We start from the raw sequence: 13373 nt of genomic DNA, 5'->3' as shown, positions 1-13373 counted from the left end.
CCTGCACGGTCTCGCGCAGGCGGACCGTGGCAGCGTCTTCAGTGAGGCGGAGTCGGCGCCGCGCAGGGTCGCGCCCGAGCCGGTGCGGCGCGGGGGATTCCGATGGCTCTGGGGGCGAGGGAGATTCGACGGGCGACCGGCGAATCCATATGCCCACGGGATACGAAATGCATCCGTGGGCGGATCTGCGCCCGGCGGGCGAAGGACCCGCGAGCGGAAGGAAGTTGTGGCACCAGAGTCCGGGGAGTGCGGGATGACCATCCTCTGCGTACGTTTTCAGCTGAGTCCGGAGTACGAGGCTGCCCTGCCCCAACTCCTCGGCATGCTCGAGGAGTTCACCCCCGTCATCGAGGCACTGCCGCCCGACGGAGCGCTGCTGGACCTGCGGGGTGCCGAGCGGTACTTCGGGCGGGACGTGGTGGGACTGGCCTCACTGATACGGGTGCGGGCGCTCGCCTGGTACGGCGCCGAGTGCGCGATCGGGGCCGGGCCAGGGCCGATGCTCGCCCGCATGGCGCTGCGCGGCACCAGGCCGGGGGAGACCCGCGTGGTGCCCGAAGAGCCCGGCGCCCGCACGGAGTTCCTGGACGAACAGCCGGTCGCGGCGCTCCCCGGAGTCGGCGCCGCCACCGCCCGCACCCTGGGCGAGTACGGCCTCGACACCGTCGGCAAGGTCGCCGCCGCGCCGCTGTCGACCCTGCAACGGCTCACCAGTGCCCGTACCGGCCGCGAACTGCGCGAGATGGCGCAGGGCATCGACCGCGGGCGGGTCGTACCGAATGCCGTCTCCCGCTCGCTTGCCGCCGAACGCCCCTTCCCCCGCGACGAGTTGGACCCTTCCCGGCACCGGCGCGCCCTGCTCTCCGCCACCGAGGAACTGGGCGCCCGGCTGCGCGCCCTGGAAAAGGTGTGCCGCACGCTCACCCTCACCGTCCGCTACGCCGACCGTTCCATGACCACCCGCACCCGTACACTCCCCGAGCCGACCGCCCACTCCCCGGCACTCACCGACGCCGCGTACCGCATGTACGAGACGCTCGGCCTCCAGCGCGCCCGAGTCCGCGCACTCGCCCTGCGAGCCGAAGGCCTGACCCCCGCCGACCAGGCCTCCCACCAGCTCACCTTCGACGCCCTGGACGAGAAGGCCCGCCGCCTCGAGGAGGTGGCGGACCAGGCACGCGCGAAGTTCGGGCCGCGGGCGGTGATTCCGGGGTCGCTGGCTTTAGCGTAAGTGCCTTTGCGGGCCTGTCAGTTGGCCCAGGGCGGAGTGATTCGACTCCCGTCGGTCAGCTCCGCTTCCAGGCCGATCGAGGTGGTGACCCAGGAGATCGCGGTCCGGTCGGTGGGGTTCTCGAAGCGGAGGGTGGCGCCCGGGTTGATGATCACGGTGTCGCCCGGGGCGATGCGTTCGGTGCGGCCGTCGAGGGTGATGAGGAGTTCGCCTTCGAGCAGGTGGAAGATCTCCTCGCGATTGACGGTGTGCGCGGGGGCTCTGGTCCCGGCGGGTATCTCGCCACGCCAGGCGCACAGTTCTTTGCTTCCGCTGCGGGGAGTGGCGTACGAGATGAAGCGGACGCCGTGGATCTCGTGGGTCACGGCTTCGGACGAGCGGACTATGGGCATGGTGGCGGCCTCCGGATAGATGGTCAAGCTGCTTGACTACCTGCTTATGGTCAAGCAGCTTGACTAGTTCGTCAAGATGTTTGAATGCATGCGTGCAGAACTCCGAGGCCATGGCCCTGTCCGCCGCCCTGCTCGCCGTCGCCGGTGAGCTGACGCAGCGCATCCATGACGGGGTCGAGGCCCGCGGCTTCGAAGGACTGCGGCCCGCGCACGGGTTCGCCTTCACCCGGCTCGCCCCGGGTGGTGCGACGGTCACCGAGCTTGCCGTCCATCTGGGCGTGACGAAGCAGGCCGCGAGTCAGCTCGTCGATGAGATCGTGCGCAAGGGATACGCCGAGCGGCGGCCCCACCCTCATGACGCGCGCGCCCGGCTGGTGGTGCTGACCGAGCAGGGGTGGGCCTGCACGAGGGCCGCGGAGGAAGCGGCGGCGGAGGCCGTGCGGCCGTGGGTCGAGTTGCTCGGCGAACGTGAAGTCCGGGCGCTGCGGGACCGGTTGATGCGTATCGCGCCCTCTGGGCCCATTAAGCCCAACTGGTGACACTCCGTCAGTCTGCTTCGGTGTCGTCGTCGGCTATCACTGGAAGTTTTTGCTGACGCGTACTTCACAGTTGCACTACTCGTCCGTAACTTGACAAGTGAACAGCATCCTCGTGATCCGGATCACAGGGCGTACGTCGTCGCAACTCCCTTGAGCCGCAAGGAGATCACTCGATGCTGCCCTGGAAGCGAGTGGCCAGATCGCTGGCCGCGCTGCTGCTGACCGCCGCCGTCCTCGTCACCCCCGCCGCCACCGCACAGGCAAAGGCCGCCCCCAGTTCGGGCTGGAACAACTACTCCTGCAAGCCCTCGGCCGCCCATCCCCGCCCCGTCGTCCTCGCCCACGGCACCTTCGGGAACTCCGTCGACAACTGGCTGGCCCTCGCGCCGTATCTGAAGAAGCGCGGCTACTGCGTCTTCTCGCTCGACTACGGCCAACTCCCCGGCGTCCCCCTCTTTCACGGCCTAGGCCCGATCGACAAGTCGGCAGAGCAACTCCGGTCCTACATCGACAAGGTGCTCGCCGCGACCGGCGCCGCCGAGACCGACCTCGTGGGCCATTCGCAGGGCGGCCTGATGCCCCGCTACTACCTGAAGTTCCTCGGCGGAGCCGCCAAGGTGAACGCCCTCGTCGGTCTCGGGCCCAGCAACCACGGCACCACCCTGAACGGCCTCACCAACCTGCTGCCGTACTTCCCCGGCGTGGGCGACCTGCTGTCCAAGTCCACGCCGTCCCTCGCCGAGCAGACGGCCGGCTCCGCCTTCCTGGCCAAACTCAACGCGGGCGGCGACACGGTGCCGGGCGTCGACTACACGGTCATCGCCACCAAGTACGACGAGGTGGTCACGCCGTACCGTTCGCAGTTCCTCGACGGCCCGAACGTACGCAATGTCGTGCTCCAGGACCTGTGTGCGGCCGACCTCTCCGAGCATGTGGCCCTCGGCCTGTTCAGCCGCGTCGCCCACCACGAGGTGGCCAACGCCCTTGATCCGGCGCACGCCAAGCCGACCACCTGCGCTTCCGTCTGGAACTAGGGCTTGTGCTGAAGGTGGCGTCGCCGGGCAGGCGCCACCTTCGACACGGCCCTAGGCCTGCCACTGGTAGCGGCGCTCGGGCCGGCCCGTGTGCCCGTAGCGCAGCGACACCTCGGCCCGGTCCGTGACAGTGAGGTGCTCGAGGTAGCGGCGGGCGCTGACACGGGAGATGCCGACCCGGGTCGCGCACTCGGCCGCGGAGAGGGTTCCGTCGGCTGTGCGCAGTGCGCGTTCGACCAGTTCCGCGGTCTCCACGCTCATGCCCTTCGGCAGTGTGGGTGTCCGAGCCGGTGCCGTCACTCGGCCCAGTGCCCGGTCCACGTCGGCCTGCCCGGTGACCACGGCGGTGTGCAGATTGCCGCGCCGGGCGCTGTAACGTTCCAGTCGTTCCTTGAGGTCGGCGGCGTCGAACGGTTTCAGCAGGTAGTCGACCACGCCCTGGCGGACGGCGCCCCGGACGGCCTCTGCCTCGCGGGCGGCGCTGATCACCAGCACATCGCAGTCATGGCCCGCCGTCCGCAGCCGGGGAATGACATCCAGACCGAACATGTCGGGCAGGTAGAGGTCGAGCAGGACCAGGTCGGGCTGCAACTCGGCGACGGCGGTGAGCGCCTGCTCCCCGCAGTTCACCGTTCCGACCACACGGAAGCCCTCGATACCGTCGACGAATCCGCGGTGGATCCGCGCCACCATGAAATCGTCCTCGACAACCAGTACGTCGATCACCGGACTTCCTCCGTCTCGCGATCGGTCAACTGCCCCACGGACATGCGGGCGGTGAACATGGCGCCCGGCTCTGTATTGGCCACCGACACCTCGCCACCTCTGCGCGTGCAGACCAGCCGGGTGAGCGCCAGGCCGATACCCCGGTCGCCGCCCTGTGCGGCCTTCGTGGTGAAGCCATGGGAGAACACCTCCTGCGCGAGCTCGGGAGCCACGCCGGGACCCGAGTCACGTACCACGATCTCCACGCTCGAGGCGTCCTGGCGCAGTTCGACCTCCACCCAGGCGTCGTCCTCGTGGTCCGAGGCCGCGGCCGCGTCGAGGGCGTTGTCGACGAGATTGCCGAGCACCGTCGCCACGTCCGCGGCGTCCATCGGCTCCAGCCTCTCCAGCGCCGTGAGCTCCGAGATCCGCAGCCTGACCTTGCGCTCCGCCGCGAGCGCGGACTTGGCCATGAGCAGTGCGGCGACGGCCCGGTCGCGGACCCGGCTGGTGAGGGTCAGATCGAGCGACTCACGGTGCTTCCGCAGGGCACGGACGTAGCGCACGACCTCGTCGTGCTCGCCGATCTGGATGAGTCCGGAGATGGTGTGCAACTGGTTGGAGAACTCGTGGGCCTGCGCTCGAAGCAGTTCGGTGCTGCTGCGGAACGAGCCCAGTTCGCGTTCGAGCTGGGCCAGTTCGGTACGGTCCCGAAGGGTCGTCACCGAGCCCAGCCGGCGGCCGTCCTTGGTGACGTCCATCCGGTTCATGACCAGCACCCGGCCCCGGCGTACGACCACCTCGTCACGCTGCTCGATACCGTGTCCGGGGCCATGCTCACCGCCGGCCCCGGCCAGTACGTCGTACAGCCTGCCCGCGATGCCCAGATCGGCCAGGCTCATTCCGACGCAGTCCTCGGGAAGTTCGAGCAGTCTGCGGCCGACTTCGTTGACCAGCGTGATCCGCAGCTGCGGGTCGAGCGCGACCACGCCCTCGGCGATGCCGAACAGCATCGCCTCGCGGTGCTCGGCGAGGCCGGCGATCTCGCGTGGTTCGAGGCCGAAGGTCTGACGCTTGATCCGCCGGGCCAGCAGCCAGGCCCCGGCCACCCCGAGCGCGCTCGCGATGCCGAGGTAGGTGAGCAGATACGACGAGGCGCCGCCGAGCCGCTGCCAGACCGTCGGTGACGCCCGTCCGACCATGACCGTGCCGAGATGCTCGCCGACGTCGGGCTTTTTCTCACCGAGCACCGGGACCTGGGCCACCAGCTCGCGGACCCCGTCCACCGGCAGCTCCCCCGACCAGCCGCGCGCCTGCGACACGCTCGGCCCGTCGACCGGCAGCCGCGTCCCCACCAGCGTGGGATTGGTGGCCGCGACGATCCGGCCGTGGGCGTCGGCGACCGTGACGGAAGTGACGTTCGCCGGGGTGAGCTTGGTCTGGAGCAGCGGTGCGAGGGTCTCGGCGGGTGCGGGACGGACGAGCTGGCTGCGCATGAGTGGGTTTCCGGCCAGTTCCTCGGCGAGGGCGGTCACCCGGCGGCCCTCGACCCGGTCGAACGTCGCCTTCGACTGCGACAGCGAGACGGCGGCGACCGCGACGAGCACGACCACGACGCCGACGAGCTGCAATACCAGCAGCTCACCGGCGAGCGTATGGCGGCGGGACGTCACGACCACTATGAACTCAACCTTCAATGCTCACACAACGGAGACGGGGTGTCCGAGGAACCGCACAATCATGGCGCCGGACCCGCCCAAGCGAAAGAGATGAGCCATGAGAACTCGCAGAGCCGCACTTCTCGGCGCTCTTGCCACCGTGTCGATGCTCGCTGCCAGTGCCTGCGGTGCCACCGCGGACAAGGAGGAATCGGGGAGTGCGGGCGCGGCCGACAAGCCCGCAACCGGCCTGCGCCTCATGGTGCCCAACACCCCGGGCAGTGGCTACGACGTCACCGCCCGGACCGTCTCCCAGGTGATGCAGGACTCCAAGGCGGCGTCCGGGGTCCAGGTGTACAACCTGCCCGGCGCCGGCGGCACCGTGGGCCTGCAGCGCCTGGTGAACGAGAAGGGCAACGGCAAGCTTGCCATGCAGATGGGGCTGGGGGTCGTCGGTGCCGCGTACACCTCGAAGTCGGAGGCGGGGCTGACCGACACCACGCCGCTCGCCAGGCTGATCGAGGAGGCCGGCGCGATCGTCGTGTCGAAGGACTCCCCGTACAAGACGATCGACGACCTGGTCACCGCGTGGAAGAAGGACCCCAAGAAGGTGGCCGTGGGCGGTGGCTCCTCGCCGGGCGGCCCGGACCATCTGCTTCCGATGCAGTTGGCGAAGACCGTCGGCATCGAACCGAAGAAGGTCAACTACGTCGGGTACGACGGCGGCGGCGAGCTGCTGCCCGCCATCCTCGGCAACAAGGTCGCCTTCGGCGCCAGCGGATTCGGCGAGTTCCTCGACCAGATCGAGGCGGGACAGGTGCGGGTGCTGGCGGTGACCAGCGAGAAGCCGATCGACGCGGTGAAGGACGCCCCCACCCTCAAGGACTCCGGGATCGACCTGGTCTTCACCAACTGGCGCGGCATCGTCGCCCCTCCGGGAATCACCGACGAGCAGAAGAAGACCTGGATCGACGCCCTGACCAAGATGCACGACTCGAAGCAGTGGCAGGACGAGCTGACCAAGCGCGGCTGGACGGACGCCTTCGCCACCGGTGACGAGTTCGGCACCTACCTGAAGGAGCAGGACAAGGCCGTCGCCGACCTGCTGGCAGAGCTCGGCCTGGCATGAGCTCCGAGCTGAACGAACGGAGCGTGGACGACGCCCGTCCGCCCCGGGGTGGGGACCGCGCACAGTACGGAGTGTGCGCGTTCCTCGCCCTGCTGGGCACGGCCGTCATCGTGGACGGGCTCGGGATAGCGCACGTCACCAGCAGCACCGACCCGGTCGGGCCGCGCGCGGTGCCGGTGCTCCTGGGTGTGCTTCTCCTGGTGGTCGCGGTGGTGTACGCGGTCGACGTGGCCCGGGGCGGCCACGGTGAGCCGGAGGCCGGCGAGGACGTCGACCTGTCCATGGGCAGCGACTGGCGCACCGTACTGATGCTGATCGCCGCCTTCGTGGTGAACGCGGTGCTGATCGAACCGCTCGGCTGGGTGATCAGCGGCACGCTGCTCTTCTGGGGCACCGCCTTCGCCCTCGGGAACCGGCACTACGTCCGCAATCTGCTGATCGCGGTGACGCTGTCCCTCACCACGTTCTACGCCTTCGCGATCGGGCTCGGCGTCAACCTCCCGGCCGGTGTGCTGCAAGGGATCCTGTGATGGACAACCTGAACAACCTCATGCAGGGCTTCGCGGACGTCATGGATCCGATGAACCTGCTGCTGGCGCTGATCGGCGTCCTCGTCGGCACCGCTGTGGGCGTGCTGCCGGGCATCGGCCCGGCGATGACGGTGGCTCTGCTGCTGCCGATCACCTACGGCATGGAGCCGGTGCAGGCGTTCATCATGTTCGCGGGCATCTTCTACGGCGGCATGTACGGCGGCTCGACCACCTCCATCCTGCTGAACACCCCCGGCGAGTCGTCCTCGGTGGTGACGGCCATCGAGGGCAACAAGATGGCCAAGGCCGGCCGGGCCGCGCAGGCGCTCGCCACCGCCGCGATCGGTTCCTTCGTGGCGGGCACGATCGGCACCCTGCTGCTGGTGCTGGTCACGCCGATCGTGGTGGACTTCGCGGTCAGTCTGGGTGCGCCGGACTACTTCGCCCTGATGCTGCTCTCCTTCATCGCGGTCACGTCGGTACTGGGCTCGTCACGCGTCCGGGGCCTGATCTCGCTGCTGCTGGGCCTGACCATCGGCATGGTCGGCATCGACGCGGTGTCCGGGCAGCAACGGCTCACCCTGGGCATCCCCCAGCTCGCCGACGGGATCGACGTGGTCGTCGTGGCCGTCGGCATCTTCGCCGTCGGTGAGGCGCTGTGGGTGGCCGCGCATCTGCGGCGCAGGCCCGCCGAGATCATCCCGGTCGGCAGGCCGTGGATGGGCAAGAAGGACTGGAAGCGGTCGTGGAAGCCCTGGCTGCGGGGCACGGCGTACGGTTTCCCGTTCGGCGCTCTCCCGGCAGGCGGTGCGGAGATCCCGACCTTCCTGTCGTACGCGACGGAGAAACGGCTGACCAAGCACCCCGAGGAGTTCGGCAAGGGCGCGATCGAGGGCGTGGCCGGTCCGGAGGCGGCGAACAACGCCTCCGCGGCGGGCACCCTGGTCCCGATGCTGGCGCTCGGGCTGCCGACGAACGCGACCGCCGCGGTCATGCTCGCGGCGTTCCAGGGGTACGGCATCCAGCCCGGGCCGCTGCTGTTCGACCGTGAGGCGAGCCTCGTCTGGGTGCTGATCGCCAGCCTGTTCGTCGGCAATCTGCTGCTGCTCCTGCTGAATCTGCCGCTCGCGCCCGCCTGGGCGAAGCTGCTGCGGATTCCGCGCCCCTATCTGTACGCGGGAATCCTGTTCTTCGCGTCGATGGGTGCGTACGCCGTCAACGCCCAGCCCCTGGACCTGTTCGTGCTGTTGGCGCTGGGTCTCCTCGGATTCGCGATGCGGCGGTTCGGCCTGCCGGTGCTGCCGCTGATCGTCGGCGTCATCCTCGGCCCGCGAGCCGAGCTGCAGGGACGGCGCTCCCTGCAGCTGTCGGGCGGCGAACTGTCCGGGCTGGTGGGCGGACCGGTGTCCTACGTGGTCTACACGGCGATCCTGCTGGTGCTCGTCTGGCCGCTGATCCGACGGTTCGTCGTACGTCCCCTGCGTGAGCGAAATGCCTGAGAGCGCTGAGAGCACTGAGAGTGCCTGGGAGGAAGAGCAGACATGACCGTACTGGTCGGATACGTACCCTCACCCGAGGGTGAGGCCGCGCTGCGCGCGGGGATCGACGAGGCCCGCCTGCGCGGCGAGAAGCTGCTGGTGCTGAACACCTCGAGGGGTGACGCCTACGCGGACCCGCGTTTCGCGCAGGAGTCCGATCTGGCCCATGTCCGCGAGGACCTGGCCGCGCTGGGGATCGAGTTCGACATCCGCCAGCTGCTCGGCGCAGGCGACGCCGCCGACGAGATCATCGAACTGGCGGAGCAGGCCGTTGTGTCCCTGGTGGTGATCGGTCTCCGGCGGCGCAGCGCGGTCGGCAAGCTGATCATGGGCTCCCAGGCGCAGCAGATCCTGCTGGGCGTCGACTGTCCGGTACTCGCGGTGAAGGCGGCGCAGTAGATGATCCTGAGGACGTTCGGCTGGTCGTTCGCCGTCACGGCGGCCGGCCTTGCCTTCGCCGCGTGGCAGTGGGGCTGGGAGGCCTTCGGGATCGTACTGATCCTGTCGATCCTCGAGATCTCGCTGTCCTTCGACAACGCGGTCGTCAACGCCGGGATCCTGAAGAAGATGAACGCCTTCTGGCAGAGGATCTTCCTCACCATCGGCATCATGGTCGCGGTGTTCGGTATGCGGCTGGTCTTCCCGGTCGTGATCGTCGCCATCAGCGCCCAAGTCGGCCCCATCGAGGCGGTGCAGCTCGCCATCGAGGATCCGGGCCGATACGAGGACCTGGTCACCGACGCCCACCCGGCGATCGCGGCCTTCGGCGGCATGTTCCTGCTGATGATCTTCCTCGACTTCGTCTTCGAGGACCGTGACATCAAGTGGCTCGCCTGGCTGGAGCGCCCGCTCGCCAAGCTCGGCAGGATCGACATGCTGTCGGCCTGCGTCGCGCTCATCGTTCTGCTCGTGACCGCGATGACCTTCGCTACCCACGCGCATGTGAGCACGGGCCATGCGGACAAGGCGGCCACGGTCCTGCTCTCCGGCGTCGCCGGTCTGATCACCTATCTGGTCGTGGGCGGCCTGTCCGGGTACTTCGAGGACAAGCTCGAAGAAGAGGAGGAGCACGAACACGAGGAGGAGGAGAAGGCGAGAGCTGAGGGCAAGCCGGTTTCGGCGGTCGGTCTCGCCGGCAAGGCCGCGTTCTTCCTCTTCCTGTACCTCGAGGTCCTGGACGCGTCCTTTTCCTTCGACGGCGTGATCGGTGCCTTCGCCATCACCAACCACATCTTCTGGATGGCGCTCGGCCTCGGCATCGGCGCCATGTACGTCCGCTCACTGACGGTCTACCTGGTCCGTCAGGGCACCCTGGACGACTACGTCTACCTGGAGCACGGCGCCCACTACGCCATCGGCGCCCTCGCCGCGATCCTGCTCATCACCATCCAGCACGAGATCAGCGAGATCATCACCGGCCTGGTCGGCGTCTTCCTGATCGCGGCATCCTTCCTCTCGTCCGTCCGCCGCAACAGGTCGCTCGAGGCGTCCGAGGCGTCCGAGGCGTCCGAGGCGTCCGAGGCGAAAGTCCTGACCTCTGACGAGAAGACCGAGACCCCGTCCGGGGTGTGACCGGCCGGCGACCGCAGGTATGACATAGCTATGACCGCAGGCACGACTGACGACATCCGCCTCGCCGAAGCCGGCGACGAGCCCGCCGTGAAGGCCGTGATCGACGCGGCGTTCCAGCCCTACATCGAGCGCATCGGGCTGGTGCCCGTGCCGATGGAGGCGGACCACGCGGCGAACATCGCGGCGGGGCGGGTGTACGTCACCGGGGATCCGGTCGTGGGCCTCCTGGTTCTGGAGACCCACGAGGACCATCTGTACCTCGACACCATCGCCGTCCACCCCGACGCCCACGGGCAGGGCGTCGGGCGGCGGCTGCTCGCGTTCGTGGACGCACGCGCGCGTGCGCTCGGGCTCGACGAGGTCAGGCTCTACACGAACGCGATGATGTGGGAGAACCAGAAGCTGTACCCGAGATACGGGTACGAGCTCATGGAACGTCGCGCGGAGGGGCCGTACGACCGGCTCCACTACCGCAAGCGGCTGGTGCCCTGACGGGTCAGCCGTCCGGCCACCAGGTGCGTTGAATGTCCTTTCGGACTTCCGGGCGCTCGGCGGGGCGTGTGTCGGCCTCTTCCCGTACGCGGCGGGAGTCCGACTTCTTGAGGGGCTTCTGCAGGGTCACACGACGCATGACTGCCTCCTTGGGCCTACCGGGTATCGCGGTTGTATGGGTAGACCGTTCCCGGGAGCGTGACTCATCGGGGGCCGCCTGTCTATGGCGGCGGTCACGCCCTGGCCTGCGGTTTCAGTGGCGGTCGTCACGCTCGGACCCGGCGTTGTCAGTGCCGGGTGTCACTCTGGGCACATGGCGAGCAACAGTGAGCGCGAGACATGGGCCGACGTCGACTGGGACGCCGAGTCCGCCACCTTCGACGACGAGCCGGACCACGGGATGCGCGACCCCGCCGTCCGCGAGGCCTGGGCGGCCCGGCTCCGCGGTTGGCTGCCCCGCGGCCCGTCCGACGTACTGGACCTGGGCTGCGGCACCGGCAGCCTGTCACTGCTCGCCTCCGAGCAGCGCCACCGGGTCACCGGCGTCGATCTCTCGCCCCGCATGGTCGACTTGGCCCGCGCCAAGCTGGCCGGCCGTGACGCGGTCTTCCTAGTCGGCGACGCGGCGGCTCCGCCGGTCGGCGAGCAGCGCTTCGACGTCGTGCTCGTACGGCATGTGCTGTGGGCGTTGCCCGATCCCGAGCGTGCCCTGCGGAACTGGCGCGGGTTGCTCCGCCCTGGCGGACGGCTCGTGTTGATAGAGGGTTTGTGGGGGACGGTGAGCCCGGTGGGGATATCCGCCGACCGGCTGACCGCGCTGCTGACGCCGTTGATGCGGGATGTGCGGGTGGAGCGGCTGTCGGGCGAGGCGTTGTTGTGGGGGCGGGAGGTGGAGGACGAGAGGTATGCGGTGGTGGCGGTGGTCTGAGCGATGCGCCGGCGCTGGCGCTGGCTGAGCGGACTTGCCGAAGTCCGCGCCCCTTCAGGGGCGCGGGGCAGTGTCGATATGCGGCTCCGCCGCGATGGGGGCCCCGCTCACCAGCGGAGCGCTCAGGCGAGGAGTGCCTCGAAGTCGCCCTCGCGGGCCAGGAGTTCCAGCTCGTCCAGGGCGGCCATGGCGGCGGACGCGGCGTCGGGGTCGGTCTGGGGTAGACCGCTGGCCGCGAATTCGTCCTCGTCCAGGCGCAGTACGGTTCGGCCGTCCGCTGAGCGCCAGAGGTCCAGGTCGAGGTCCTCTACGACCAGTTCGGTGCCGGAGAGGATGGCCGGGCGGGTGATGTCGGTGTACCAGCCTTTGAGGGTGCCTGTGGAGTCGCGGACCTCCTTCACGGCGTACCACCGGTCGCGCCAGTAGTACTCGGTGAAGATGTCGCCGGACTCGAACCGTACGAAGCCGAAGTCGCGGGCGACGTCGCCGGCCCAGGGGGCGCGGACGGCGATCCGGGTGCCGTCGTCGGCGAGCAGTTCGGCGGCGTAACGGATCTTCGTGCGGCCGCCCTTGACCAGGACGATGTCCAAGTGGGCGGTGGATTCAGCCGAGTTCGCGGACATGGTGCACCTCCGTGGCGCAGATTTCGTAGCCGAACCACTTGTTGATCGCGAGCATCGGGCCGTTGCCGGTGTCGTTGCCTGTGAACGCCTCCGTGTAGCCGGCGGCCCGGGCGCGGTGCAGGGAGTCGTTCTTGGCGAGTTTGGCCAGGCCGCGGCCTCGGTGGGCGCGGGCGGTGCCGGTCATCACGGTGCCGATGGGGGCGCCCCCGCTCGAGCGGAGCCGAGAGTGGGGGAGGGTGCCGCCGTCGGTGCGGGCCGCGCTGAAGGCGGCGGGGCAGCCGTCGATGACGGCGACCGAGGTCAGTTCGTGGCTGAGCAGGGGGTGATGCCAGGTTTCGCGGAGCCAGGCCTCGTAGTCCGTGAACTCGTGGTCGATGTCGCTCGGTTCGTCCGCCAGCGTTTCGGCGTCCAGGGCGAACAGGGGGCGGGGGTCGTCCGCGAAGTCCGCGCCAGTGCGGACTTCGACGTCCGGTGGGAGAGGTTGGCGGGGCGGCAGTGCCGCGTGTGCCAGGTCGAGGCGGAGGAAGTGCGCCGAGCGGCTTGCGCGGTAGCCGCGCTTCTCCGCGAAGGTGCGGTTCGCGGGGGTGTCCGTGACGAAGGCGAAGAGCTTCGTCGCGCCGAGGGCGGCCAGATGCTCCTCTGCTCTGCGCACGAGCAGGGAGCCTGCGCCTCGGTGCTCCCGGTTCGGGTGCACGTACACGTTCAGGTAGCCCTGGCCGGGCTCCGGGCTGTCGTACGCGATGCCCACCTGGGCCGTGCCGATGATTTCGCCGTTCTCCTCGGCGACCAAGGGGCGGAAGTGGGCGTCCGGGTGGGCGTGCGCGACGTCGTAGGCGATGGACTCGGCCGTGCAGAGCATGAAGGGGAGGGCCAGCTGCCGGATCCGGGCGAAGCCCTCGGCGTCTGCCGGGTCTGCCGGGCGGAAGTCGCGGACGATCACTGTCATGTTGCTGACGCTACGTGGGGGTGGGTTTCTCTTAGACACATCTTACGCTGCCGACG

At 69.1% G+C, this 13373-nt stretch carries 17 protein-coding genes; 11 read left to right on the top strand and 6 right to left on the bottom strand.

From position 1 onward, the window contains the following. On the top strand, positions 1–257 hold a 257-nt coding region (locus G6048_RS50460), incomplete at its 5' end, for a hypothetical protein (protein WP_235990975.1). After that, positions 254–1231 carry a DNA polymerase Y family protein gene (locus tag G6048_RS41215; protein ID WP_165344734.1) on the top strand — a complete coding sequence of 326 codons (978 nt, stop codon included), beginning with the start codon at positions 254–256 and terminating at the stop codon, positions 1229–1231. The genes G6048_RS50460 and G6048_RS41215, both read left to right, overlap by 4 nt. A 17-nt stretch (positions 1232–1248) precedes the next feature. Here the strand turns inward: G6048_RS41215 and G6048_RS41210 are convergent, their stop codons facing one another. Then, entirely contained in the window at positions 1249–1623 is a 375-nt protein-coding gene (locus G6048_RS41210; RefSeq protein WP_165344736.1) for a cupin domain-containing protein, read from the bottom strand. A 92-nt stretch (positions 1624–1715) separates the two neighbouring features. Between G6048_RS41210 and G6048_RS41205 the strand changes: the two genes are divergently transcribed. Beyond that, positions 1716–2162 carry a MarR family winged helix-turn-helix transcriptional regulator gene (locus G6048_RS41205; protein WP_165344733.1) on the top strand — a complete coding sequence of 149 codons (447 nt, stop codon included), beginning with the start codon at positions 1716–1718 and terminating at the stop codon, positions 2160–2162. 173 nt (positions 2163–2335) lie between these two features. Further along, on the top strand, positions 2336–3196 hold the full coding sequence (locus G6048_RS41200; protein WP_165344732.1) for an esterase/lipase family protein: 861 nt from the start codon (positions 2336–2338) through the stop codon (positions 3194–3196). A 51-nt stretch (positions 3197–3247) separates the two neighbouring features. Here G6048_RS41200 and G6048_RS41195 read toward each other — a convergent pair whose 3' ends face one another. Both G6048_RS41195 and G6048_RS41190 read right to left on the bottom strand, forming a co-directional pair. Then, a complete protein-coding gene (locus tag G6048_RS41195) occupies positions 3248–3922 on the bottom strand; it encodes a response regulator (RefSeq protein ID WP_165344731.1) in 675 nt (224 codons plus the stop codon). After that, a complete protein-coding gene (locus G6048_RS41190; protein ID WP_165344735.1) occupies positions 3919–5580 on the bottom strand; it encodes a sensor histidine kinase in 1662 nt (553 codons plus the stop codon). Before G6048_RS41190 ends, G6048_RS41195 begins: the two co-directional genes overlap by 4 nt. Positions 5581–5677: 97 nt before the next feature. Here G6048_RS41190 and G6048_RS41185 point away from each other — a divergent pair, with 97 nt between their 5' ends. From G6048_RS41185 to G6048_RS41160, 6 genes are read left to right on the top strand one after another with little or no spacing between them, the layout of a single operon-like run. Next, positions 5678–6688 (top strand): Bug family tripartite tricarboxylate transporter substrate binding protein, encoded by a 1011-nt coding sequence (locus G6048_RS41185; RefSeq protein WP_165344730.1) that lies wholly within the window; start codon positions 5678–5680, stop codon positions 6686–6688. Next, positions 6685–7218: a tripartite tricarboxylate transporter TctB family protein gene (locus tag G6048_RS41180; RefSeq protein ID WP_165344729.1), complete on the top strand. Its 534-nt coding sequence runs from the start codon at positions 6685–6687 to the stop codon at positions 7216–7218. The genes G6048_RS41185 and G6048_RS41180 overlap by 4 nt, the downstream gene beginning before the upstream one ends. Then, a complete protein-coding gene (locus G6048_RS41175; RefSeq protein ID WP_165344728.1) occupies positions 7218–8717 on the top strand; it encodes a tripartite tricarboxylate transporter permease in 1500 nt (499 codons plus the stop codon). Before G6048_RS41180 ends, G6048_RS41175 begins: the two co-directional genes overlap by 1 nt. A 42-nt stretch (positions 8718–8759) precedes the next feature. Beyond that, positions 8760–9155 carry a universal stress protein gene (locus tag G6048_RS41170; protein ID WP_165344727.1) on the top strand — a complete coding sequence of 132 codons (396 nt, stop codon included), beginning with the start codon at positions 8760–8762 and terminating at the stop codon, positions 9153–9155. Then, positions 9156–10328, top strand: coding sequence for a DUF475 domain-containing protein (locus G6048_RS41165; RefSeq protein WP_165344726.1), 1173 nt, complete (start codon positions 9156–9158; stop codon positions 10326–10328). A gap of 30 nt (positions 10329–10358) precedes the next feature. Continuing rightward, complete coding sequence (locus G6048_RS41160; RefSeq protein ID WP_165344725.1) at positions 10359–10820, top strand: GNAT family N-acetyltransferase; 462 nt, start codon at positions 10359–10361, stop codon at positions 10818–10820. Positions 10821–10824: 4 nt separating this feature from the next. Here the strand turns inward: G6048_RS41160 and G6048_RS51205 are convergent, their stop codons facing one another. Further along, positions 10825–10959 carry a hypothetical protein gene (locus G6048_RS51205; protein WP_106972494.1) on the bottom strand — a complete coding sequence of 45 codons (135 nt, stop codon included), beginning with the start codon at positions 10957–10959 and terminating at the stop codon, positions 10825–10827. A 174-nt stretch (positions 10960–11133) separates the two neighbouring features. Here G6048_RS51205 and G6048_RS41155 point away from each other — a divergent pair, with 174 nt between their 5' ends. Beyond that, the gene (locus tag G6048_RS41155) at positions 11134–11748 is read left to right on the top strand and encodes a class I SAM-dependent methyltransferase (RefSeq protein WP_165344724.1); all 615 of its coding nucleotides are present in this window, start codon (positions 11134–11136) and stop codon (positions 11746–11748) included. Positions 11749–11870: 122 nt separating this feature from the next. Here the strand turns inward: G6048_RS41155 and G6048_RS41150 are convergent, their stop codons facing one another. Both G6048_RS41150 and G6048_RS41145 read right to left on the bottom strand, forming a co-directional pair. Then, the gene (locus G6048_RS41150) at positions 11871–12371 is read right to left on the bottom strand and encodes a DUF402 domain-containing protein (protein ID WP_165344723.1); all 501 of its coding nucleotides are present in this window, start codon (positions 12369–12371) and stop codon (positions 11871–11873) included. Further along, positions 12352–13317: a GNAT family N-acetyltransferase gene (locus G6048_RS41145; RefSeq protein ID WP_165344722.1), complete on the bottom strand. Its 966-nt coding sequence runs from the start codon at positions 13315–13317 to the stop codon at positions 12352–12354. The genes G6048_RS41150 and G6048_RS41145 overlap by 20 nt, the downstream gene beginning before the upstream one ends. Between the last annotated feature and the right edge of the window lie 56 nt (positions 13318–13373).

This window comes from Streptomyces ureilyticus (assembly GCF_011045025.1).
Classification (GTDB): domain Bacteria; phylum Actinomycetota; class Actinomycetes; order Streptomycetales; family Streptomycetaceae; genus Streptomyces; species Streptomyces ureilyticus.
The sequence above is the reverse complement of the archived record's forward strand: the minus strand, read 5'-3'. Positions and strand labels throughout refer to the sequence as shown.